The organism is Halorubrum rarum (assembly GCF_048380895.1).
Taxonomy (GTDB): domain Archaea; phylum Halobacteriota; class Halobacteria; order Halobacteriales; family Haloferacaceae; genus Halorubrum.
In genome coordinates, this window is the sequence record NZ_JBLWMN010000017.1 from 19,688 (window position 1) to 43,842 (window position 24,155).

Here is a 24,155-nt window from a genome sequence, read left to right on the forward strand (position 1 = left end):
AGCGATCGGAACGCTGATATCCGAACGGCCTCACTTATAAACTAGTGACGGACAAGCCCTCCAGTGACCCGTCGGACCCCGACGGAGACCCTGCCGGAGCAGATAGCTCGGACGACCCCGATCGGATATACGGCGGCCCGACCGACGACGACACCGACCCGACCGACGACGACACGAACGACTCGATCACCGAGGGGAGCCTCGTCGGACCCCTGTTCCATCTCGCGTGGCCGATCGTCGTCATTCAGCTGTTACAGGTGACGTACAACGTCGTCGACACCTTATACCTCGGTCGCCTGTCCGCGGAGGCGGTCGGGGCGATCAGCCTCGCGTTCCCGCTCATTTTCCTGCTCATCGCCGTGGCGGGCGGGTTCACGACGGCGGGAGCGATCCTCGTCGCGCAGTACACGGGCGCGGACGGCGACCGGTCGGCAGGACTCGTCGCCGGCCAGACGGTCGTCACCGTCGCCGCCCTCTCGGTTCTCATCGGTGTCGTCGGCTACTTTTATACCCGTCCGGCGCTGGAGCTGCTACCGAGCGACCCGGACACGGCGGCGTCGGTGATCCCGCTCGCGGCCGACTACATGGAGATCATCTTCCTCGGGATCCCGCTGATGTTCGGCTTCTTCGTGTTCTCCGCGCTGATGCGCGGCTACGGCGACACCCGGACGCCGATGGCCGTGATGTTCCTCTCGGTCCTGTTGAACGTCGTCCTCGATCCGTTCCTCATCTTCGGGTTCGCGAACAACCCGCTGTTCGGCTGGCTCGCGGCCGTCCCCGGCGTCGCAGCGCTCGATCCGGTCGCTGTCGAGTCCGCGCTGTTCGCGGCCACCGAATTCACCGGATACGGGATCGAGGGGGCTGCACTCGCGACGATCGCCTCCCGCGGCGTCGCCACCGCGGTCGGCCTGTGGCTCCTGTTCGCGACGGGGCTCGGACCGACGGTCACCCTCGCACATCTCCGGCCCGACCTCGAGTTCATCGAGGACATCTTCCGGCTCGGACTCCCGTCCAGCGTCGAGCAAACGACGAGCGCGATGGCGATGATCACCCTGACCGCGATGGTCGTCACGTTCTCGCCGCCCGTCGTCGCCGCCTACGGGCTCGGGAACCGGCTCATCTCGCTCGTCTTCCTCCCCGCGATGGGGCTCGGACGCGCCATCGACACGATGGTCGGACAGAACCTCGGCGCGAACCGCGCCGACCGAGCCGCCCGCGCCGTGAAACTCGCCGCGGGCACCGGCGCGGGAGTGATGGTGCTCGTCGCCGTCGTCGCCGTCGCGTTCACCGAGCCGATCGTCTCCGTCTTCCTCGGTGACGTGCCGGACGCGCCCGCGACGATCTCGTATGCGGTCGAGTACGTGCGGATCCGGTCCGTCGAGTTCGCCTTCATCGGCGTCACGCAGGTGATTCTCGGCGCGTTCCGCGGTGCCGGCAACACCAAGATCGCGATGGTGATCTCGATTCTGACCCTCTGGGTCGGTCGCGTCGCGAGCGTGGGCTACCTCGTGTTCGTCGCCGGCTGGGGCGCGACCGGTATCTGGGTCGGAATGGCGCTCGGAAACGTTCTCGGCGCGCTGATCGGCGTGGTGTGGTTCGCCCGCGGCACGTGGACCGAACGATATATCGACGGCTCCGCACCCGACGTCGACGCCGCGACGACGGGCGACGGGGTCGTCGGGAAGTAGCACCTACGCGAACGTGTCGATCACGGTCCCGGTGTCCTCGCCGGTCGTGTAGTAGTACCCCGCCTCGTCGGTGAGGTTCCCCCAGTCGGCCCAGCTCCCCTCGTAGTTGCGTACGTCCTCCCAGCCGAGCTCCTCGAGGACGAACCAGCCGACTGACGCCCGCACTGCGGTCTGACAGTACGCGACCGTCGTCTCGTCCGGCGAGAGCCCGGTGTCGTCGATCCACAGCGTTTCGAGCTCCTCGGGCGTTCGGAGTCGACCCGCCTCGCCGTCGATGCTCTGCGGGAAGTTGACGTTGAGCGCGCCGGTGATGTGCCCGAACCGCTCCGTGCCGTCGCGTTGTTCGATCCCGTGGTACTCGTCGGGCGAGCGCATGTCGAGAATCGGTACCGCCGCGCCGTCCTCGGCGACGTGCTCGGCGACGAACTCCCGGGTCGCAACGACGTCGGTGTCGAGCTCCGGGTCGTACGACGCCGCCTCCGCCTCCGGCGGCTCCGAGACCGTGTCGCCGCCGCCGGCCGTCCACACGGAGTAGCCGCCGTCGAGCAGCGAGACCGTTCCCGTATGACCGATGGCGTTCAGCGTGTAGATCGCGTACGTCTCCCAGAGGTTCGACTCCGCACCGTACACGACGACGTCGTCGTCGCTGGCGATCCCGGCGTTCTCGAGTAGCAGCGCGATCGTCTCCGGCGACGCTTGGAAGCCGTCCTCGGTCTCCTCGGTGTGGCTCCGGAGCATGTTCTCGTTCGAGAAGTGGTGTGCACCGGGGATCCGCGCCTCCTCGACCGCCGCCTCGTCTCGAACGTCGAGCAGTTTCACGTCGTCGAGGTTCTCCGTCAACCACTGGCTGTCGACGACGCCGTCGAACTCCTCGGCGGCGGGCGTGGTGTACGCCTCGGGCGTCTCGGTGTCGTCCGCGACTCCGAGACAGCCGGCGACGGCCGCCGTCAGCGTCGCTCCGGCGGCTGCGAGGAACCCCCGACGATCCGTCGACGTCCGTGTCGTGTCTCTCGTCATCGATCGATCCCTCGAGCGGGACCCGCATAACGGTGTTATCCGCGGCTCGATCCACCGTCGTTCACGACGGCGCTCGCCGCACCGATCGCCTCCGATTCAGGGCTGATCGGCGGAGAGACGGGTCGACGCCGGAACGTGGCACTCGATCGGCCGGTCGTCGACACGTGTAATACTTGCGCATTCGGCGGCCCGTCTCGCGGGGGGAACCGCTCTCACGCCTCCGCCAGGAGCCGGTCGACGACCTCGGATATCCGATCGATCGCGACCGCGACGTCGTCGCCGTCGACGTCGAGATGGGTCGTAAAGCGGGTCGTATGGGTGTCGAACTCCACCGCACCGACGCCCGCGTCCGCACAGGCATCGACGAGCGCTGCGGCCTCGATCCCCGCCTCGTCGGTGTGGGCGACGACGATGTTCGTGTCCGGTTCCGGGGCGTCGATCCCCGTCAGTTCGTCGAGCCCGGCGGCGAGCCGCTCGGCGTTGGCGTGGTCGTCCGCGAGCCGGTCGACGTTCTCCAACGCGAGCAGACCGGGCGCGGCGATCATACCCGCCTGTCGCATTCCCCCGCCGAACAGCTTGCGGACGCGCCGCGCCTCCTCGATGAACGCCTCGCTCCCCGCGAGGATCGAGCCGACGGGCGCGCCGAGTCCCTTGGAGAGACAGACGTTAACCGAGTCGACCGCCTCGACGAGTTCGGGCGTGGGCACGTCGAGCGCGACGGCGGCGTTGAACACGCGCGCGCCGTCGAGGTGAACCGGGACCCCGGCATCGTGGGCGACCGCGGCGGCCGCGTCGAGCCGGTCTTTCGGGACCGCGGTTCCGCCCCGGTAGTTGTGGGTGTTCTCCAGGGAGAACAGCCCGGTTCCGGGACGGTGGAGGTCCTCGGTCACCAGCTCCCGCTCGACCGTTTCCGGGGTGGGGACGCACCGCGACCCCGCGTCGATCGGTCGGGTCTGGAGTCCCGAGAGCTCCGACGCGCCGGCCAGTTCCCAGCGATAGAGGTGCGACTCTCGCTCCAGTACGAGCTCCTGGCCCGGCTCCGTGTGGACCTTGACGGCGATCTGGTTGCCCATCGTGCCGGAGGGCACGTACAGCGCGGCCGCCATCCCGAGCGCGTCGGCGGCTCGACGCTCCAGCTCGTTGACCGTCGGGTCGTCGCGGTACACGTCGTCGCCGACGTCGGCGTCGCGGGCGGCGTCGCGCATCGCGTCGGACGGGGTCGTGACGGTGTCGGATCGCAGGTCGATGAACTCGTCGGCTTCGGACATTCGTTGGCGGCGGTTCGACGGCCGACCGGAAATAACTCGCGCTCCGATATCCCGTCGCGACGTCGCGGACGGGAACCGGGGCCGATCGTCGATCGAGTTCCGCGTTCGGACCCTTCTTAAGTCAGGCGGCGAATATCACGGGTATGGAAACGGAAGCCGCAGCCGACGACGTATCCGCCGCTCCCGACGCGTACGAGGACCTCCTCGATCGGGCTCGGCGGTGGAACACGATCGGCAGCGCCGCGGGCGTGCTCGGCTGGGACCAGCAGGTGATGATGCCCGAGGGCGGTACGCCCGCCCGATCGAAGCAGCTCTCGACGCTCTCGTCGCTGCAACACGACGTTCTCACCGACGAGGCGACCGGCGAACTCCTCGCCGAACTCGACGATGCCGACCTCACGGACGAGCAGACGGCCGTCGTTCGAGAGCTCGGCCGGGCGTACGAGCGCGCCGACGCCGTCCCGGTCGAGCTCGTCAAGGAGATCTCGGAGACGAGCTCGAAGGCCCTTCAGGCGTGGGAGGAAGCGAGGGCGAACGACGATTTCGCGGCGTTCGCCCCGTACCTGGAGAAACACGTCGAGCTCAAGCGCGAGTACGCCGAACACATCGATCCCGATCGGGACCCCTACGAGGTCCTCTTCGAGGACTACGAGCCGTGCCTCTCGATCGATCGTGCCGAGGCGATCCTCGAGGAGCTTCGAGAGACGCTCGTCCCCATGATCGACGAGATCCGCGAGTCGGATCGCGATCTGGCCGTCGACACCTTCCACGGGGAGTTCCCTGCGGACGACCAGGAGGCGCTCGCACGTGACGCACTGAAACTGGTCGGCTACGACTTCTCGCGCGGTCGACTCGACGTCTCCTCGCACCCGTTCACGTCGGGGACCCAGTTCGACTGCCGCGTGACGACCCGGTTCGACGAGTCGGACCCGCTCGGTGCGATCGGCTCGACGATCCACGAGTTCGGCCACGCCCAGTACACCCTCGGGCTTCCGAAGGAGGCGTGGGGCACCCCGCTCGGGGAGTCGCGCGATCTGTCCGTCCACGAGTCGCAATCGCGGCTCTGGGAGAACCACGTCGGTCGCAGCCGCGCGTTCTGGGAGCTGTTCTTGCCGACGTTCCAGGCGCAGTTCCCGGAGACCGCGGACGCGACCGTCGAGGACGCCTACGAGGCGGCCAACCAGGTGTACGAGGACAACCTCATTCGCGTGGAGGCAGACGAGCTCACGTACCACCTCCACATCATCGTCCGATTCGAGATCGAGCGCGACCTGATCCGCGGGGATCTGGCCGTCGAAGACGTACCGGAGGTCTGGAACGATACGTACGAGGAGTACCTCGGGATCCGTCCCGACACCGATTCGGCGGGGTGTCTCCAGGACATCCACTGGAGCCACGGCAACTTCGGTTACTTCCCCACCTACTCGCTCGGCTCCGTGATGGCCGCACAGCTGTACGCCGCCGCAGAGGCGGATATCGAGGACCTCGAAGCGAACGTCGCCGACGGTGACTTCGAGGCGCTCCACGAGTGGCTCGCCGAGCACGTCCACCGGCACGGCTCCCGCTACGAGACGAACGAACTGGTCGAGCGTGCGACCGGCGAGCCGTTCGCTGCGGACGCGTTCATCGACTACGTCGAGGAGAAGTACGGCGAACTGTACGATCTGTAGAGAGTACGCTCTCTAGGGTACGATCTGTAGAGAGTACGCTCTCTAGGAGATGACTCGCGCTGCCGCGCGCGAAACCCGCTCCGCCGGTTGTTCGAGACGGTCGAGGACTGACGATCGATCCAAACGGTTTTGGTATCAGAATGTGGTATTTTCCGCATGACTGGATCGATCCGGGTACTTTACGTCGCCGCCGACGATCGAGCCGCCACGCGGCTCGCGGCGGCGAACGACCGGATCGATGTCACGACGGCTGAGTCGATGCGGACGGGCGTCGAGACGTTGGACACGGCGGCGGTCGACTGCGTCGTCTCCGATCGGGATCTGCCCGACGGGACCGGAATCGAACTCCTCGATGCGGTCCGTGACGAGCATGGCGACCTTCCGTTCGTCCTATTTCTCCGGACCGATTCCGAGCGCGTCGCCGTCGAGGCCATGCGTCACGGCGCGACCGACTACGTCGCTAACGACGACACGGAGGCCGCCTACGACGACCTCGCGGCACGGATCATCGATGCGGTCGAGCGCCGTCGAGAGAGCCCCTTCGAGCGACTCCCGGTCGGAGCGATCGTGTGGAACGACTCGACCGAGATCGTTCGGGTCAACGAGGCCGCGGAGTCGATCCTCGAGCAGGACGGAACACGCCTCCGTGGAGCGACGTGGACCGAACTCGTTCCCGACGACGAGCCCGCCGCGGTTCGTGAGACGATGGATCGGCTTCGCGAGGGGGAATCGCAGACGACGCTCGTCAGCGAAACGCTGACCGAGGGCGGCGAGACGGTCTCCTGTGAGTGGCACCACCGGGCGGTGACGAACGCGTCGGGCGGTCTCAGATCGGTCCTCTCGGCGTTTCAGGACGTGAGCGACCGCGTCGAGCGCGAGCGTCGGGTGAGCCAACTCCGCGACCAGTTACGCGAGTTGGCGTTCGCGACGACGAAAGCGGAGGCCACCCGTATCGCGGTCGACGCCGCCGAGAAGGTGATGGAAGCCCGGCTGAGCGGCATCCACCTCCTCGACGAGAGCGGTGAGACGATCGGCCCCACCGTGTTGACCGGGACGGCCCTCGAAGCGTTCGAGACGGTTCCGAAGTACGAGCGGGACGCGGCGTACGGGACGCGCGACGCGTTCATCTGGGACGTCTTCGAGAGCGGGACCCCACGGCGTGTCGACGACGTCGCGGGAGACGACCGGATCCGCGAGGATACCCCGGCTGGAAGCATCATCGTCCACCCGCTCGACGACCACGGCGTGTTCATCGTCTCTGCACTGGAGACGGACGCGTTCACGGACGCCGACGACGCCCTCACCGAGATCCTCGCGCGGACGCTCACCACCGCGTTGGACCGCGTCGAGCGTGACGAACGGCGGTACGAACGCGAGCGTCGTCTGGCTCGGCTCCACGAGGCGACGCGTGACCTGATCGCCTCCGAGACGGAGGCCGAGGTCGCGACCAAGGCCATCGAGGCCGCCGGTGATATCCTCGGGTTCTCGATCTCGGTCGTTCGTCTGTACGACGAGGACGTCGGTGGGCTGGTGCCAGTCGCCGAGAGCGAGGCGGTCGACGACGTGCTTCCACCACGGAAGGCGTTCGTACCCGGCGACGGCAGTCTCAACTGGCGGACGTACGAGCGTGGTGAGATCGCCGTGTACGACGATATCGAACGGGAGCACGGCGCGTTCGACAGTGGGACGGGTCTTCGGAGTCTGATGATCCTCCCGATCGGCGAGTACGGAACGCTCTCAGTCGGAGAACTGGAGCCGAACGCCTTCGACGACTCCGACGTCTCGATGGCGCGGATCCTCGCGACCACCGTCGAGACGGTTCTGGAGGCGAACGAGCGGAAGGCGGCGCTCCGTCGGCAGCGTGACGAACTCGAGGCCCAGAACACGCGACTCGAACGGTTCGCGGACGTGTTGAGCCACGACCTCCGGAACCCGCTGACCGTCGCGCAGGGCCGGCTTCAACTCGCGAGAGAGAGCTCCGACTCCCCGCATCACGCAGCGATCGGTCGTGCCCACGATCGGATAGAGACCCTCATCGACGACCTGCTCACGCTCGCACGGAACGGCGAGGCCGTCGACGACCCGGAGCCGATCGAACTCCGACGGCTGGTCACCCAGTGTTGGAACACCGTCGAAACGGACGCCGCCGAGCTCCGGGTGCTGACGGACGCGACGATCGAGGCGGACCCCAACCGACTCAGGCAGTTGATCGAGAACCTGATTCGGAACAGCGTGGAACACGGTTCCACGAGCAATCGGGCGGAGCCCGATGACAGCGTCGAGCATGGCTCGACGGGAAACCGGCCGGAGGTCGGTGATAGCGTGGAACACGGCTCGACGAGCGATCGGGAGACATCCGGCGACGACCCGAGCGATGAGCTCACGATAACGGTCGGTGCGCTCCCGAACGACGCCGGGTTCTACGTCGAAGACGACGGCCCAGGGATTCCAGAAGACCTCCGATCGAAGGTGTTCGAGTTCGGCTACACGACCACACAGGGCGGAACAGGGTTCGGGCTCTCGATCGTCGCCAGCATCGCCGAGGCACACGGCTGGACCGTCGAACTGACCGAGAGCGACGCGGGCGGCGCACGGTTCGAGTTCCGAACGTCGTAAGGTCGCCTCCCGTACCGCGTCCGGAAGCCTCACAACGGCCGTGTTCGCGCTTTTTGGATCGAGATAATTTATAAATGACTAAACTATCCATATGTGTGGACGGTCGTTTCTCCGAAGTATGGAATCTGGTGGGGTTTATACCTTCACTGGAGTCGTTCGTTCAGGTAGAGGGAGACACAATGTCAACGAAAGCACGAAACGAGTTCGGCGGGGAGTTCGGTGGCGTATCGCTGCGGGGAGAGGCCCACTCGCTGTCGGCGCTGTTCATCGTCGCGTTGCGGGCGCTGATCGGCGGGATGATCCTCTTTGCGGGCATCGGGAAGGTGCAGGGATGGCCGTTCGATGCGAGCGGGTACTTGGTCCACGGCGTGGATGCGGCCAGTCCGGTGAGCGGCCTGTTCGCCGCCATGGCCGGCAGCCCGCTGCTCATGGAGATCATCAACGTCGTCATCCCGGTCACCCAGGTGCTCATCGGCGTCGCGCTCATCGCGGGCGCGTTCGTCCGACTCGCCGCGCTCGGCGGCGCGCTCCAGATGCTCATGTTCTACCTCGGCGGCTGGGAGGGCGAACTGCTCGCGCTGTTCGACTCGACGCTCATCTACGCGATCGTCTTCCTGACGGTCGCCGCCTTCGGCGCGGGTCGCATCCTCGGCGTCGACGCCTACCTCGAGCGCCTCGACGTCGGCGGCCAACCCCTCGTCGAACGCTACCCCAAACTCCAGTACCTCCTCGGGTAACGCCCGAAAACAGTTCGGTCGGCGAAACGGCCGGACCGGCGAAACGATCGACCCCTGAACTCCAGCGAACCGGCCCTTTTCACGCTACCCACACCGACCCGGTCGGTGTGGCTCCACGACGGTCACGACGCTCCGTGTCGTGTGACCGAGTCGGGCAAGCGGGCCTCAATCGAGCAGTTCGTCGACGGTGCGGATGAAGCGGTCCACGACGCTCTCGGGGAGCGTCGGCGACACCTCATCGAGGAGCGCTCCGGTCCGCTCGGCGTCCACGAGCGTGAGGGTCATCGGGTGATCGACCGACTTCGTTACGATACCGTGCTCGACCAGGTTCGAGACGTGCCAGGCGATCGTGCTTCGTGCGACGTCGAGTTCCGACGCGAGCGTGGTCTGGCGCGTCGGGCCTTCGGCGTAGAGCCGGACGACGATCGCGCGCGGCGTCTCGCGCTGCAGGTACGCGATCAGTCGGCGGTCCCACGGGTCGAACGTCGTCTCGAAATAATGGCTCTTTCCACCGATCCGCTCGACGACGAGCTCTCCGTCCGTCACGAGTCGACGGAGATGATACTGGGTCTGTCCCGTTGCGATGTCGAGGTCGCGACTCACTCTGTTGAAATGCACTCCGGGGGTGTCTCGAACGTGTCGCTTGATCCGCGTTCTGGTGTCCGGCATCGGTGCGTGTTGAACGGTCGTCGATCACGAGATAAAAGGCTCGCGCCCGTTCTCGATCGGCTGGACCGATCGGGGCGTGATTTCTTATCGCTCCTCACACTACTGCTCGTACACGTGACTTCCGTGACCACACTGTCGGCGATCGAGGGGTGGGGGGTTGAAGGGTCGCTGCTCCTCCTCGCGGTCGTGTTCGTTGCCGGACTCGGGACCGGCGTGCTGTTTCTCGTGAGCCTCGTCGCGTATCGTCGTCGCCGCACCAGCCAGTACCTGTTGATAAGCGTCGCAGTCGGGGGACTTCTGGCACGGTCGATCGTCGGGGCCGGAACCGTCCTCGGCTACGTACCGATGCCGATCCACCACTTCCTCGAACACAGCCTCGACTTTCTGATCGCTGCGACCGTGCTCTATGCGGTGTATGCCCACGCACCCGGATCGCTGTCCGAGACCACATCGAAGTGACCGAAGCGGCGTCCCGCTACGAACTCATCCGGGTAAACGTAGCCAACCGACGGTTCCGGTGAGAAATCGCCTGCAACTCATCGCCGCGTCCGACGCCTCCTCTCACTCGAGGAATCGGACGCGGGCACCTTCGAGGAGCGTGTCCAGCCGACGGCCGTACGTCAGGATCCCCGCCGAGCCGACGGTGCTGACGACGATCCACCCGACGAGCGTCCCGAGGGCCCGTCCGGTGTCGACGAATCCCCCATCGGGTGCGAACGCGACGCCGATCACGTACTCAAACACGAGCCCACGGAACGCCCCGTTGGGCGTGAGCGCGAGGAGGGAGGGGATCGACGCAGCCGACGTGCCGGCATCCAACGACCGCAGGAGCGCGAGGTCACCGCCGAGTACCCCGCCCACGAGGAGGAGCGTACCGAGCGCGACGGCGCTGCGACGGCTCGACACGACCGCAGACACCACGACCGCGATCGAGAGGTACGCCGCACCCAGCAGAGTAACGAACGCGAGGAACCGGACGTATAGGAGCGGCGAGTCGATCCCGGCGTGAGTGGCGTAGATCCCCGTATCCGGACTCGCGGTCAGCCAGACGTACCCGCCAACCAGCGCGAACGGGACGCCGACGACGGCGAGGAACGCCAGCAACCGGGCGAACAACACCCCCGAGACGTAGCCGACCACGCTCACCGGATACGTCCGTATCACGTCGAGCTCGCCGCTCGCGACGTCGGTGAGCAGTGCACGATAGCCGAGCACGACGGCGATCGCCGGCACCAGCACCTCGGTTGGAAAGAGGAGGTCGACGACGCCGGGAACGAACCCGGTCCCACCTCCGCCACCGACCGTGAGAATCCCCAGCAGGACGGCCAGTAGTCCGACGGCGAGAACGCCGTATCCGGGCGTTCTCGCGACGGTCGCGAGCTCGCGGTGGAACACCGGTCCGACGCCGCCGAACACGTCACGAACGTCCTCCGCTGCTTCGACGACGAGCGAGAGAGCGGCCGTCATCGATCCGAGACCCCCGCGACGTGGACGGCCTCCGGTTCGTCGTCGGTCCGTCCGCCGTCCTCGATTATCGCTCGATACAACTCTTCGACGTCCGCGACCCCGTACTCGTTCAGTAGCGATTCTCGCGAGCCGGCGGCGGCGACGCGTCCACGGTGAAGCAGCACGACGTCGTCCGTGTGTCGATCCACGAGATCGAGGTCGTGGGAACTGACGACGACCGCGGTGCTTTCGGACGCCCGTGAGGTAGCCACCTCGAAGGCGCGCTCGCGCATTCCCGGATCGAGTCCGCTCGCCGGCTCGTCGAGCACGACGAGGGGTGGATCGCCGACGGTCGCCTGGGCGATCCCGAGGAGTCGGCGCATCCCGCCTGACAGCGCCTCGACGCGACGATCGGCGGCGTCCGTGAGCCCGACGCGCTCGAGCGTCTCGTCGGGGGGCTCATCGACGAGGCTGGCGTAGAACGCGATCGTCTCACGGGCGGTAAACCCGTCCCGGAACGGAATTCGCTGGGGCAGATACCCGATCCGCCGAGCGGCGTCTGGCCCCGTGTATCGAACGTCTCCCGCGGTCGGATCGATCGTGCCGGCGATCGATCCGAGCAGGGTCGACTTCCCCGACCCGTTGGGTCCGATCACGACCGTCACGCCCGGCCGGATCGCCATCGAAACGGAATCGAGGACACGGACCCCGCCGTACGTCCGGGTAACGTTCGACAGGTCGACGAGCACGCCCGCAGTCATCCTCCCCACCCATCCGTCCCGCTCGTGCTCCCGGCGGTCGTTCCGCTCGTGCTCCCGGCGGTCGTCTCGCTCGTGATTCGGCCGGTCTCGTGTATCGTCATCGGTCGGTCGAGTTCCATGCGCCAGTCGGCACGGGCGGTGTCCGCCCCCCTCGCCGCGGCGATACGGTCTGGTGCGTGGGGTCCGGTCGCGGGGGACGGATCGATGATGGCTCCCGATCGGGCACCGGGAACCGTTCCCTGGAGTCGGTGGAGGAGGGCTGTGGCGGGCGATTCTCTCACGGCGACTGCGGCGACCTCTCGGTGGAGTGCGGCGTCGACCGGCGACGTGGGGCGGTACGCACGCTCCCCCGGCTCGTGCACGCCGACGGCTGCGCCCTCCCAGTAGTTTCCGCGCTCCCCGTCGGCCCATATCCGGAGGGCACCCGCGCCTGCGCCGGCGTGGCGGTCGTTGCCGACGAAGTCGTTGGCGACGATGCGACTCGACGGGACGACCGTGGTGGCTCGGGCCCCTTCCTCGTTGTCGACGAGGACGTTGTGCTCGTACAGCGATCCCCGAGCACTCGTCGAGAACCCGAGCCGGTTGTTCGCGAGCGTGTTGTAGCCGACGTACGACCGCGTGCCGGACGCCTGAATCCCCGCGGACGAATCGCGCACGTCGTTGCCGACGATCGCGTTGCCTGACGGTCTCGTCATCACGGTGATGCCACCGAACTCCGCATCCCGGACGACGTTGTCCGCGAGGAGCGCGTCACCCGTGTACATGAGGTGGAGCCCGTACCGGTTCCCCACGAAGGTGGCGTTCCGGACGACGGAGCCGTCGGCGCGGTGGAGGTACACCCCGTCACGCCCGCCCGAAACCGTGGCGTTCGTGAGCGTCACTCTCGACTCCATCGCGATAACGCCCATAAACCCGTCTCGCCAGTCGTCCGGTCCCTCCACGTGGAGGTCGCGTATCACCGCGTCGGACCCATCCCGCAGGAGAACGCCGCTCGCGTTCGTGTCGACGTCGACACCGTCGACGAAGAGTCCGGGCGCGCCGACGGCCCGGATCGCGGCATCGCCGTGCCCGTACCCGAGCTGGACGTTCGTGTCCCACGCCTCGTCGGCGTCCGGTGGCCCCTCCGCAGCGTCGGCGTTGCGCGTCTCGCCTCCGGTTCCGGTAACCGTCACCCCGACGATGGCGACGTTCGGCGCGCGGACGGTGACCACCGACCCCTCGCCGCCACCGTGCAGGTGGGCGTTCTCCCCCACGAGGCTGATCGGCTTCGTCACCTCGACGGTCTCCTCGTAGCGACCGGGCGGAACGAGGACGGTCGTGTTCGGCGGTGCGGCCGCCACCGCCGCTCCGATCGTCGGCTCGTCCGCCCCGACGACGACCGAAACCGGTCGGTCGGTGTCGACCTCGGCGGTCGCGATGCGCTCGTCAGCCCGCTCCCACCGATCGGGAGCCATCGACCGAACCGAAACGGCCGTGTCGACGTCGAACGACAGCGTTCGGAGCGTCGTCCAGTCGATGATCGTTCCCCCGTGCACGTCGGCGAACGCACCCGCGGCCTCCCGCTCGGCGAAGGGGACAACCGTCTTTCCGGCGGGGGTTCGGACGTCGCTGTCGACGACGTATACGGCGTCGGTTGCTGACGTCCACGACGGAGCGCCCTGCGCGCTGAAGAGGCCGTCGGCGGTCGAGCCGGGGTCGGCGTCGTCGAACGTCTCGACGTAGGCGGCGAGCGGATACCCGAACTGACCGTCGGTCCGCCCGTCGTCGATCGTCCCGACGAACGACTCGATCCCGTTGTACCCCACGACGTACTGGAGCTGCGAATAGAACACCTGTATCCGGGGGACGGTCGCCGATCCCGTCATGAGTTCGTCGGTTTCCGAGGAGACGCCGAGTTCGACGGCGTCGTTGTACGCGACCGGGGACGGTGCTGCCGCACCGGGGTCGGTCAGGAACGCCCCGGCCGTCACGATCACCGCCAGTACGAGGAGGACGGCGAGCGCGAGGAGAACGTGACGGGAACGGTCGTCTGAGGGACCGAAAATCACTACGTAACGCGTTCGTCGCCGCGGCATTTATCCGGTCTGGTTCGTTCCTCGAACGGGAGCGTGAACCCGTCCCGAGGCGATAAACCGCTGCAGCCGACTACGATCGATCGATGTTCGACTCCATCCGTGTGTCGCTCGGAAGACGACGCCTCCTGACGAGCGTCGGTGCCAGCCTCTCCGTCTCGATCGCCGGCTGTCTGGGTGGGAGGGACGAGACCGCCACCCCGATCACTCTCGACGGAGAACGGACGTGTGACCAGTGTGGGATGATCATCGAGGACCATCCCGGGCCCGTCGGACAGATACACTTCGCCGACGACGAGCCGGAGGGCGGTCGACCCGCCGGATTCTGCAGCAGCACGTGTACATACACCTACCGCTTCGACGCCTCGGACGTCGGTCGCGACGTCCGTACCGTCTTTCTCACCGACTACTCGATCGTCGACCAAGACGTGTTCGAGGAGGGCTCTGACGTACTGTTCTCCTCCCACGTCGAGGCCGAGGCGTTCACCCGGACGACGGAGCTCACGGTCGTTGCAACGAGCGAGGTCGCCGGTTCGATGGGGCCGGATCTGATCCCCTTCAGCGACGACGCCGACGTCGAGTCGTTCGTCGACGACTACGGGGGCGAACCGATGGCTGCGGAGTCGGTCGATCGCGCGACGATCGACGCGCTGTGAGCGCCCTCGAACCATCGATCAGCCCTCGAACCATCGATCACCGTCGCCTGCGAGCGTCTCATCCCTCGAACGCGTCGACGACGGCGAACACGTCCTCGTTCACGCGGGTGCGGTCGAGGTTCTCGCCGCGGTAAGCCCGCTCAACGGTCCCGTCGGGATTGACGAGCAGCGTCACGATGACGTGAGCGAAGTCGTATCCCTCCATGCGCTCGCTCTCGGTGTCGCGCTCGAACCCGATTCCCAACCGGTCCGAGACGATGTCCGTCGCCTCCTCGGGAGACTCGGGCCGCAGGTAGTGCCAGTTCCCCAGGTCGAGGTCGACTCCGAGGGTCTCGGCGTTCTCGCGCAACGCGTCGGCGTCGTCACGTTCGGGGTCGAAGGTGATCGGGAGGAACGCGACGTCGTCGGTCATCCCCGCCTCCGCGACGGCTCCCTGGACGCCGACGAGCTGGTTGAGGAGGATCCCGCACTCCGCGGGACAGGAGGTGAAGACGGCGGTGATCAGCGCCGTTCTGTCGAGCGTCGCGGTGTCGATCGTCACGTCCCCGATCGGGTCGCGGAGTTCGAACTCGGGCAGCGGTTGACCGTAGGCGGGGTACGACAGGGCGTCGCTCTCCGCGAGCTGGTCCTCCTGTGGCCCCAGTACGACCCCCTCCTGTCGGTCGTCGAACAGACGCTCGGTACACCCGGCGAGCCCCGCGGTCGGAATCGTCGCCATCCCTCCGAGCACCGCTCGTCGTCTCATTGTCGGACCGACGGGCGGGACGAGGATAACCGGTCTGGTGCGACTGCCGAACTCACAGCGCGAGCCACAACTGAACGACCCCACCAACGACGAGGAGCACGCCGCCGAGGCGGGTCAGCCGTCGGGACATCCCGGAGACGAGTGCGGTCCCCGCACTGTGCCCGGCGGCGATGACGACCGTGGCCCCGAGCAGCAGCAGGACGAACGTCCCAGCGAGCGCGGCGAAGACGCTCAACACACCGGCCGGCGGAAGCGCGAGGGCCTGTACGACGACGGCGAGGAACAGTGGGGAGACACAGCCCGCCGCGGCGAGCGCGTACATCGCCCCGAACAGACCGAATCCGACGACGCCGGTCCGCCGTCTCGGTAGCGGAACGTGAGCGGACACGTCGTACTCGGCGACGACGAGCGTACCCAACGCGACGAGAACGATGCCGACGCCGGCCTCGAAGGTGGGTATCACCGACCGGAGGGAGTTCCCAACGACCGCCGTGAGTCCGCCGAGGACGGTGAACGTGGCGACGGCACCGAGCGCCGCCGCACTGCCGCGGAGCGCCGCCCCCGCGACCGGCGAGCGCTCGGGGTTCGACGCCGAGACGTAGTACCCGACGTATCCCGGCAACAGTGCGTACGAACACGGGGAGAAAAACGCCGCCGCACCCACTCCCGCTGCGAACGCCGTCGCCGCTGTTACCCCCGTCATGCGTTCCGAACGACCGCGACGAGCTCGGATGCACTCGTCGTTCCCGACTCGGCGTACACGGCCGCGTTCGTCTCGTCGAAGACGACGGTGTACGGGACGGCAGAGGCGTCGAGCGCCGTCGTAAGCGCCAGTTCCTCATCGAGTCCGACGGTCCACTCGCCGTCGTGCTCGCGCCACCAGTCGACGACGTCCGATCGGTCGACGGACACGCCGACCGGTTCGTTGGTGACGGAGACGAACTCCGCGTCGGTCACACGACGTGTCTTTCGGAGCGCGTTCATGTACGACGCACACGTCGAACACCACGTCGCGAAGAACTCGAGGACGGTGACCGACCCGGGCTCTGGGACGAGCCGATACCCGGCGGTGCTTCCGGGGGCCGTAAGCGTCTCTATCCGCGTCGGCGAGAGGGTGTCCGTTCCCCGTCGTCGTGCGACGTACCCACCACCGCCGAGCACACCGATACCGGCGATCGCGGCGAGTGCGGTGCGACGGTTCATCTGAGACGGTTCACACCGATCCGTTCGGTGCGATCGAGATAGTGGCTCTGGTGCGTCTCTCGACGGGTCGACGGGACGAGGTGGGTGATACCGAGGGCGCGCGCCGACGATCGCCGGTGGCGACAGTGCTCGAACGGCGCGGAACACACACGGGATCGGGTCACACCACCGCTCTGGTCGGTGCGGTCTCGGCGTCGCTCCCGACCGCTCGATCCATGCCTCGCCGTCGATCGACCGCCGGCGTGACCCTTCCCCAACGGGCCGATCCGCCGCGTCCGCTTCGGTGCGCTATCGCCCCACGAGGCGTCTGACGGGCGTCCTACGCTCCGGAAAGTATTTGCGTCGTCTCCGGCGAACTACATCCAGTAATGGACGCCCAGCGAATCGAGGACATCACCGAATGGGACGGCCGGAGCTTCTCCGACGGGTTCGCCGGTCTACGCCGTCTCGCGGATCGGGGGTTCTCCGGGGCGGCGACGGACGGTTCAGGGTGGCTGTTCGTGTTGAACGGTCGCGTCGTCGGCACCGTCGACGCCGACCTCGACGACTTCGCCGATGCCTCGGGCACCGTGTACAAGGCCCCGGAGGAGGTGCTCCCGCTGCTGTTCGCGATGCAGGAGCACGGCGGCGAGAAGCGAGCACAGTACTACACGAACGACACGCCGCTGTCGGACGCGGATCGGAAGCTCTCACAGGGCGGCTTCACGGGGTACGTCGAGCTCTCCGAGAACGTGCTCTCCGGCGACTACTACGTCACGTACACGGCCGGCGAGTCGCGAGCCGCCGCGTACGTCGGGAACTCGCGCCGGCTGGAGACGGGCGAGCAGGCGTTCGACCTCGCCGACGACGAGGTCGGCATCTACACCGTCTACGAGGTCGACCTCGACGTCCGGGAGATCCCTGAACCCGCGGACGCGTCCACCACTGGATCGGACGAGACGGAACCCGCAGTCGGTGACGACGACGAACCGATCGAGACGGACGTGACCGGGAACGACGAGCGGTCATCATCCGCCGCCGGCACCTCGTCGACGGACGGCGACGCCCAGCCGGGCGGCGGTGACTCCCCAGCGGGCGATGAGAACGCGACGAACGGTCGATCGGGCCCCGTCGATACCGAGACCGCGCGCGCGTCCGCCGCAAATGCAGCGTCGAGCGGATCCGACGCCACCGCGGAGCGGAACGCCACACTCGACGGATCCGACGACGACGCTCACGGGGTGTCCACCGATGACGCCGCTTCGGAACGTCTCGGGGAGTCGCACGCTGACGGGCGGGCGAACGTCGACGAGCGATCGAGTACGGACGAGGACGTCGCGGCTACAGACGGACGATCACAGGTGGCCGACACGGCCGCCAACGCGGAAGACGAGGACGTCTTCTCCGAGGAGGCTGAGTGGCGGGAGGCGAAATCGATCCCGGCACTCGATCCGAGCGAGGCGAGTGCACGGGCGGAACGCCGGTCTCGTGACGACGGTCGCCGCGACTCGTCGGCGGATCGAAGCGACTCGTCGTCCAGCGAGCCGTCCCGCTCATCGACGGACACGAAGCGGCGCGACTCGCCGCCGAGCCCGCGTTCGACCGATCGGTCCGAGTCGGGAAAATCGGCCGTCTCGAAGCGTCCGTCCGTCCAGCGGAGCGAGCTCCATCGGGAGGTCCAACGGCTCGAATCACAACTCGAGGCGGCGGAGTCGGCGCGCGAGTCGCTGGCGACCGAGCGGACCGAGATCGCCGAGGAGCGCGATCGGCTCGAATCGGAGGTCGACGGTCTCGAAGCCGAAGTCGAGCGTCTCGAATCGGAAGTCACCGAACTCCGCTCCGAGCTCGAGCAGGCACGCGAGGAGTTGACCGCGATCCAGCCGGGTCGCTCCGGCGACGAGCGACTGCTCCCGGCGGCCGAGGCACGCAGCGAGACGAACCTGTTCATCAGGTACGATTCGAAGGGTGGCGTGACTCTGGAGGACGCACACGACGGCGACGTCGACCCGGCGGCTCTTCGCGAGAACCTCCGGATCGAACATCACACGAGCTTCGACAGCGACGGTGTGCTCGTCGACGGCGCGCCCTTCAGGGAGTTCCTTCACGGGACGATGGAGTACGGGTTCACGCGCTGGCTCGTCGAGGAGCTGCCGTTCGAGGTTCGGGACACCGGAAACGAGAGCGCGCTTCGCGACCTGTACGACGCGCTCCCCGACATCGACCGCGCGGAGATAGACGGATCGGTGTCGATCATCACCCGCGAGGGCGGCGAGGAGACCCGCGAGCAGCGCACATTCGATCTCGTGTTGCGCGACCGGATGGGGAACCCGCTTTTCATCGCGGAGCTGAACGACAGCCGTGACCCGACCGTCGAGGGAACCTTGGAGTCGCTCGTCGCGGAAGGCGGCGACATCGCGGAGTCGAACGACTCCTTCGCGGGCGCGTTCGCCGTCACGGCGAGCTTCTTCGAGCCCGGTGCGCTGGAGGCCGCGAGCAACGCCGTCGGTGGCGGCCTGTTCGGCCGGTCGAAACGCAAGAGCTTCGTGAAGCTCTCACGGAAGCGCGGCTACCACCTCTGTCTCGTCGAGTCCCGCGATGGCGGCTTCCACGTCACCGTCCCGGACTTATGATTCCCCGGCTCCGTTGAAATATCACCCATCGGACACGATACAGCGTGGAACACCCGGTCGCTGAAGGGTGCTTCGTGATCGATGGCGGGAGTACGTGAATCAGATCGGTGGCGCGGGTGCTTATACGTCGAATGTGGGTGTTGTTGGCGGGTATTTATTCTCCGCTGTTGGGTAACGCAGGGTCGTTCCGTTTTTGGGCTATCGAGAGGGTACGGGATAGCCGGCGCAGCCCCGCCGGTTCAGGGCACCGCCGTTCAGGACTATCCGTCCATCAGTTCAGGAAACCATCCCGCAGAACCCATTTAGCGTCCGAGCGCCTATGAGGTGGTAATGGAGGACGCCTCTTCGGCACGGACGCACTCACGAATATATACTGCTCCACGAACGGAGGTCTCGCAGAATCAGGGCAAGTTCCGGATCCACTTGAACTTCCCCGGTCGGGCAGTCCCCGACCACGACGATCACGGGTACGGGCCACTCGCGACCGTCGTCGAGTCGTTCATGGATCCGGGCACGCTCATTCGGATGCACCAGCATCGCAACGAGGAGATAATCTCGTGGGTGCCCGACGGCGTGATGCGCCACGACGACCGCCAGGACAACGAGCTCGTGACTGACTCCGAGCACCTGATGGTGATGAACGCCGGCAGCGGCTTCTGGCACGCCGAAGAGACGCTCGCTGACGACCCACCGCTGCGGATGCTCCAGATCTTCGTCCGGCCGCACAGCCTCGATCTCGAGCCAGGCATCCAGCACGAGCCGATTCCCGGTCCCGTCGCGAACGAGTGGCGGCATCTGTTCGGTCCCAAGGGAACCAACGCCCCGCTGTTCGTCCGCAACGACGTCGATTTCTACGACTGCCGCCTCGACGCCGGTGCCACGGTTACGCTCCCGTCCCGGTCGGACTGGCACACCTATCTGTACGTCTTCGACGGTACCGTCGACCTCGGTGAGGCGTCCATCGGGGACACCGAGAGCGCACTCGTGACTGACGACAGCGACGTCACCGTCACCGCAGTTGAGGACTCGACCATCGTCGCGTTCACCATCAACCCTGACGCCCCGATCACGCGCCACGGCACGATCGGCCGCTGAGACACTGGAAAGCGGGCCACCGCTGGTGTCTTTCGTCCCCTCGAGAGGGCGAGGGCTTCCTGGCGAGCTCTCATAGTCAGGCGATCTCCGTAAGCCAACAGGGGACGACGAGCGATCTGTCGATCGACGACATCCCAGTCGCCGTGTTGCACACACAATCAGATGACGTCGACTCCACTTCGTGCGCGGGAACGGCGCGTCCACCCGAACGACGTCGAGGAAGTCGAAACTGCACTCGACTCGTGATTCACGCCCGCCGTACACGGCGGGATCCTCTGGCTGTCTACAGCTCGTCCGTGACGTCTTTGGCGACGGCTATCACACCCGTGATCGTTCCTGACACGTCCCGAATCGGTGCTGCCGAGAGGATCAACCGAACGCGGTCGCCGTCTTCCGTGTACCGTAGGATCTCGTCGTTCCTGAGTATCTCACCGCCAAGCACACGCGTGAATCGAGTTTCAAACTCGGGTTCTTGCGCCTCGCTGTATAGCCTGAGATCCTGAACCTGTTCACCAACGACTGACTCTGTCTCGTACCCAAATACGTTTTCAGCGGCCTCGTTCCACAACTCGATTCGTCCATCCACATCAACCGCAATGATCGGGTCCGGTGAGATCTCGATAATCGCTTCAAGCCGCTCTGTCGTGTCTGTGAGTTCTCGTTCCCGCGTGACTTGATCGGTAATGTCCTCTTGAAACCCGATAAAGTTCGTGAGGGTTCCGTCGTTGTCTTTCACCGGTGCGATGCTGACCCGGTTCCAAAACGGCGTTCCATCCTTCCGGTAATTCCGAATCCGAACCGATACCGGCTCTTCAGATGCAATAGCACGACTGATCGTCTCAACCGTTTCAGGGTCCGTCTCCGCTCCTTGGAGGAACCGACAGTTCCGTCCGGAGATCTCTTCTGCATCGTATCCGGTCAACTCACGGAACTGTTCGTTGGCGTACACCATCGGATTGTCCGGCTGTATCGGATCCGTGATCGTGATGCCGACCGGTGCGTTCTCCATCGCCTTCGTTTTCCATCTGAGTTCGTTCGCACGTTCGACACGGTCGGTGACATCACGACTGATGACGAGATGCTCGCCGGGTACGATATCGGTCACTGCCGAGTATTCGACCTGCCTCGTCACCCCATCATCGCCCGTGACCGGTATCGTATCGTGAGCAACACCGGACCGTTGGAATTCGCTCCAGGTGGCGTCGAAATCGACTTCCGCCGGAATGAACTCCGAGAGATGCCGACCGAGTAACGTCTTCCGGTCCACGCCGAACACGTGTTCCGCAGCGGGATTCGCCTCAACCACTCTTGCGTCGTCGTTGACGATCAGCATCGTGTCGGTGGACTCTTGGAACGCTGCCTGATACTGGTCACGAGCACGGGTGAGCTTCGCCAACCGTTGTTGAGGGTTCGCTGCGGTCTTCCGCGGGATCGAGACCGTCATCGTCGTCCCGTCTGGTGAGGATTTGGCAGTGGTCTTCCCGTCGTGATTCGAGACGATCCAATGTATCAGCCATAGCCCCAATCCGCTTCCATGGATAAGCGGAGTTTCCGCCCCGGTTTCGAGTACTTCCGCTTCTTCCTCGTCGAGTCCGGGTCCGTTGTCCTCGATATGGATCTCAACGGCGTTCGGAACCGTTTCGACAGTAACGGTGATGCGTGGGTGTGTCCCGCTGTGTTTCGCAGCGTTCTCAAGCAGTTCCCAGAGAGCGCGCTCGAACCCCGGGAAGAGGTCCGTTGTGATGGCTTGGTCGGATTCGAGGGTCACCGTCGCATTCGGATACTTCCGACGGGCGGTGTCCACGACGTCCTCGACGAGCGAAACCACTTCCGTGGGCTCTCGTTCGTCCTCAGCGGCGACGATTTCATCGAGTTCGCGGGCCTTCTCCGTGAGTTCGATGAGTCCATCGATGTTTTTCAGCGCAGTCTCCCCGTAGGTGTCCCCGTCAAGCTTCTCGGCCATAAGCTTGGTATATCCTCGAATGACGGACATGTCGTTTCGGAGGTTATGCCGGAGCACTCGGTTGAGTACGAGTGCGAGGTTTGCATACCGTGTGAGGGTAGCCTCGTGTTGTTCCCGTTCGAGTTCGCGTTCGAGGAGTCGAGCGATGAGTTCCGCAAACATCGTCTCCTCGTTGCTAAATGGGTCCTCTCGCGGATCGTCCGCTACGAAACAGACCGTTCCGTACGACTCTCCGTCAACGACGAGTGTCGTCCCGAGATAACAGTTGAGGCCGTGTGACTCGAACGCGATGTCGTTTTCCCACCCTTGGTTCGGGGCATCGTGAAGGGCGATCTGCGAGTCAGACTCGAGCGTGCGCCGGCAATACGTCGTTCCAAGGTCGAGTTGCAACCCCGGGGGGAACGGGCCATCTTTTGGATCAGTACTTATCTCTGCTTCCCAGTAGTTGGTTTCCTGATCGATTCGGGTGAGATGACCGTTATCTGCCCCCAAATACTCGGCACCGAGCGCGAGTGCCTCACGTCCTTTCTCCGTGAATGGGATGTCCTGCCGAACGATGTCGTACAGTTGCTGTCTCGCCTCACGAGAACGCACCGTCCCCCCAGTCACAGGGAACGCTCCGTGAACGCAGTCGTATGACAGCAGGGCTCACGTCTAGCCGATGGAGAGTGGAGACACATACACATATATCGAGTATGGTTATTAATAATAAAAAGGATGGGGTGAATAAACAGTAAACGCGATTAGTGAAGATCGCAAGCTCTGTTGAAATCCTCAATATCTGATGTACCTGGCCCCGATCGCGGTCAGTACGGACACAGCGGCGATCGATAGCGGGAGTACATGACTCAGATCGGTGGTCTGGCCGTTTATACGTGGAACTGAGGTGTTGCTGGCGGGTGTTTATAAGCTGCTAGCGGGGCGGTGAACACCTCCAAAGCCTTAGTCACTCACTTATAAGCGATCTTACTCGGATCGACGGTAAACACCTGCAAAGCCCCAGCCGCTCGCTTATAAGCGGTCTTCCTCGGATCGACGGTGAACACCTGCAAAGCCCCAGCCGCTCGCTTATAAATGGTCTTACTCGGATCGACGGTGAACACCTGCAAAGCCCCAGCCGCGACGACTCGCGCGCCTTGCTGCGCGCCTCGCTCAGTCGCTGTCGCTTCCTCGCTGCGGTGTCGCCGGCGGCTCTGCCGCCGGCTGCCCGTGGCGCGTAGCGCCACGCTGCTTGCTGCGGCGGGCTTCGCCCCACCGGGAGACTCCGTCTCCCGAGCCCCCGCTCACTCCGTTCGCGGGGATCACGGCTGCCCCTTTGAGTCCCACCCCGCACAGCACCGCACCCGCACCTCACGCCTCCCCAGCCTCGTCAGGGGCGGTCGCCGAGCGGTTCCGGCGACCGCCTCTGACTCCCTCGCGCGAGGCCGTTCGCGGCCTGACGGCCGCTCACGGGCGCACGCCACCGCATGCGTTCTTTATAAATAACCATCGACGTCGCTCACGGTCGTTTAAATACCGCAGCACGACCGGCGGACTGCAATACTCACTCCCGTTATCGATCGCCGCTGCATCTTCAGTGAACGGATGCTTCAGTCCGTATTATCCTGAATGATGGGGACTCCAACGGACCGGGAACCGAGAGAACGCCGACATGAGGTTGATAATCGAACCCCCAATTCCGAAATAGGTTCGTTATCGAACCGCTTTCTATTCCCTTATACACCTTGTATACTCAGCCGAGCGCGTCCGAACACCTGATGTCGCTCAGTTTCAACCCATGATGGACCTACCTCCCGACCTCGACACCGGTGACGCGACCCCCTACGAGTGCTTCGACTGTGCGACGATCGTGGACGACGGGGACGGACACCCGGGCGTCTGCCCGAACTGCGGCGGAACGATGCGGAACCGAGGCCTCCCGATCGAGTGACCAAGACGAC

At 65.7% G+C, this 24,155-nt stretch carries 19 protein-coding genes; 9 read left to right on the forward strand and 10 right to left on the reverse strand.

Annotated elements, in window-relative coordinates:
• Positions 1-44: 44 nt before the first annotated feature.
• Positions 45-1,688, forward strand: coding sequence for an MATE family efflux transporter (locus ACNSN7_RS12350; RefSeq protein ID WP_418282600.1), 1,644 nt, complete (start codon positions 45-47; stop codon positions 1,686-1,688).
• 3 nt (positions 1,689-1,691) lie between these two features.
• Here the strand turns inward: ACNSN7_RS12350 and ACNSN7_RS12355 are convergent, their stop codons facing one another.
• The gene (locus tag ACNSN7_RS12355) at positions 1,692-2,705 is read right to left on the reverse strand and encodes a sulfurtransferase (RefSeq protein ID WP_418282601.1); all 1,014 of its coding nucleotides are present in this window, start codon (positions 2,703-2,705) and stop codon (positions 1,692-1,694) included.
• Between the two features lie 212 nt (positions 2,706-2,917).
• Entirely contained in the window at positions 2,918-3,973 is a 1,056-nt protein-coding gene (locus ACNSN7_RS12360; RefSeq protein WP_418282602.1) for a threonine aldolase family protein, read from the reverse strand.
• A 143-nt stretch (positions 3,974-4,116) separates the two neighbouring features.
• On the opposite strand from ACNSN7_RS12360, the gene ACNSN7_RS12365 reads away from it, so the two are divergent.
• The 3 genes from ACNSN7_RS12365 to ACNSN7_RS12375 all read left to right on the forward strand — a co-directional run bounded on the left by ACNSN7_RS12365 (position 4,117) and on the right by ACNSN7_RS12375 (position 8,996).
• Entirely contained in the window at positions 4,117-5,643 is a 1,527-nt protein-coding gene (locus ACNSN7_RS12365) for a carboxypeptidase M32 (RefSeq protein ID WP_418282603.1), read from the forward strand.
• A gap of 156 nt (positions 5,644-5,799) precedes the next feature.
• Positions 5,800-8,259, forward strand: a complete 2,460-nt coding sequence (locus ACNSN7_RS12370; protein ID WP_418282604.1) for a GAF domain-containing protein — start codon at positions 5,800-5,802, stop codon at positions 8,257-8,259.
• Between the two features lie 179 nt (positions 8,260-8,438).
• Positions 8,439-8,996 (forward strand): DoxX family protein, encoded by a 558-nt coding sequence (locus ACNSN7_RS12375; RefSeq protein WP_418282605.1) that lies wholly within the window; start codon positions 8,439-8,441, stop codon positions 8,994-8,996.
• Between the two features lie 165 nt (positions 8,997-9,161).
• Here the strand turns inward: ACNSN7_RS12375 and ACNSN7_RS12380 are convergent, their stop codons facing one another.
• A complete protein-coding gene (locus tag ACNSN7_RS12380) occupies positions 9,162-9,665 on the reverse strand; it encodes a winged helix-turn-helix transcriptional regulator (protein ID WP_418282606.1) in 504 nt (167 codons plus the stop codon).
• A gap of 114 nt (positions 9,666-9,779) precedes the next feature.
• Between ACNSN7_RS12380 and ACNSN7_RS12385 the strand changes: the two genes are divergently transcribed.
• Entirely contained in the window at positions 9,780-10,124 is a 345-nt protein-coding gene (locus ACNSN7_RS12385) for a DUF7471 family protein (RefSeq protein ID WP_418282607.1), read from the forward strand.
• Between the two features lie 102 nt (positions 10,125-10,226).
• Here ACNSN7_RS12385 and ACNSN7_RS12390 read toward each other — a convergent pair whose 3' ends face one another.
• Genes ACNSN7_RS12390 through ACNSN7_RS12400 form a run of 3 tightly spaced genes read right to left on the reverse strand, consistent with a single transcriptional unit; the run spans position 10,227 to position 13,947 of the window.
• Positions 10,227-11,132, reverse strand: coding sequence for an ABC transporter permease subunit (locus ACNSN7_RS12390; RefSeq protein ID WP_418282608.1), 906 nt, complete (start codon positions 11,130-11,132; stop codon positions 10,227-10,229).
• Positions 11,129-11,872 (reverse strand): ABC transporter ATP-binding protein, encoded by a 744-nt coding sequence (locus ACNSN7_RS12395; protein WP_418282609.1) that lies wholly within the window; start codon positions 11,870-11,872, stop codon positions 11,129-11,131. The genes ACNSN7_RS12390 and ACNSN7_RS12395 overlap by 4 nt, the downstream gene beginning before the upstream one ends.
• On the reverse strand, positions 11,869-13,947 hold the full coding sequence (locus tag ACNSN7_RS12400) for a right-handed parallel beta-helix repeat-containing protein (protein ID WP_418282610.1): 2,079 nt from the start codon (positions 13,945-13,947) through the stop codon (positions 11,869-11,871). The genes ACNSN7_RS12395 and ACNSN7_RS12400 overlap by 4 nt, the downstream gene beginning before the upstream one ends.
• An 83-nt stretch (positions 13,948-14,030) precedes the next feature.
• Here ACNSN7_RS12400 and ACNSN7_RS12405 point away from each other — a divergent pair, with 83 nt between their 5' ends.
• Positions 14,031-14,600, forward strand: a complete 570-nt coding sequence (locus ACNSN7_RS12405; protein WP_418282611.1) for a nitrous oxide reductase accessory protein NosL — start codon at positions 14,031-14,033, stop codon at positions 14,598-14,600.
• A 58-nt stretch (positions 14,601-14,658) separates the two neighbouring features.
• On the opposite strand, the gene ACNSN7_RS12410 is transcribed toward ACNSN7_RS12405, so the two are convergent.
• Genes ACNSN7_RS12410 through ACNSN7_RS12420 form a run of 3 tightly spaced genes read right to left on the reverse strand, consistent with a single transcriptional unit; the run spans position 14,659 to position 16,548 of the window.
• Positions 14,659-15,345, reverse strand: coding sequence for an SCO family protein (locus tag ACNSN7_RS12410; RefSeq protein ID WP_418282612.1), 687 nt, complete (start codon positions 15,343-15,345; stop codon positions 14,659-14,661).
• Between the two features lie 52 nt (positions 15,346-15,397).
• Positions 15,398-16,048, reverse strand: coding sequence for a cytochrome c biogenesis protein CcdA (locus ACNSN7_RS12415; protein ID WP_418282613.1), 651 nt, complete (start codon positions 16,046-16,048; stop codon positions 15,398-15,400).
• A complete protein-coding gene (locus tag ACNSN7_RS12420) occupies positions 16,045-16,548 on the reverse strand; it encodes a TlpA family protein disulfide reductase (protein WP_418282614.1) in 504 nt (167 codons plus the stop codon). The genes ACNSN7_RS12415 and ACNSN7_RS12420 overlap by 4 nt, the downstream gene beginning before the upstream one ends.
• A gap of 368 nt (positions 16,549-16,916) precedes the next feature.
• On the opposite strand from ACNSN7_RS12420, the gene ACNSN7_RS12425 reads away from it, so the two are divergent.
• Positions 16,917-19,157: a DUF7527 domain-containing protein gene (locus ACNSN7_RS12425; RefSeq protein WP_418282615.1), complete on the forward strand. Its 2,241-nt coding sequence runs from the start codon at positions 16,917-16,919 to the stop codon at positions 19,155-19,157.
• A 330-nt stretch (positions 19,158-19,487) separates the two neighbouring features.
• The gene (locus tag ACNSN7_RS12430) at positions 19,488-20,252 is read left to right on the forward strand and encodes a pirin family protein (protein WP_418282616.1); all 765 of its coding nucleotides are present in this window, start codon (positions 19,488-19,490) and stop codon (positions 20,250-20,252) included.
• Positions 20,253-20,535: 283 nt separating this feature from the next.
• On the opposite strand, the gene ACNSN7_RS12435 is transcribed toward ACNSN7_RS12430, so the two are convergent.
• The gene (locus ACNSN7_RS12435; protein WP_418282617.1) at positions 20,536-22,824 is read right to left on the reverse strand and encodes a PAS domain S-box protein; all 2,289 of its coding nucleotides are present in this window, start codon (positions 22,822-22,824) and stop codon (positions 20,536-20,538) included.
• A 1,171-nt stretch (positions 22,825-23,995) separates the two neighbouring features.
• Here ACNSN7_RS12435 and ACNSN7_RS12440 point away from each other — a divergent pair.
• Positions 23,996-24,145, forward strand: a complete 150-nt coding sequence (locus ACNSN7_RS12440; RefSeq protein WP_418282618.1) for a rubrerythrin-like domain-containing protein — start codon at positions 23,996-23,998, stop codon at positions 24,143-24,145.
• Positions 24,146-24,155: the final 10 nt, after the last annotated feature.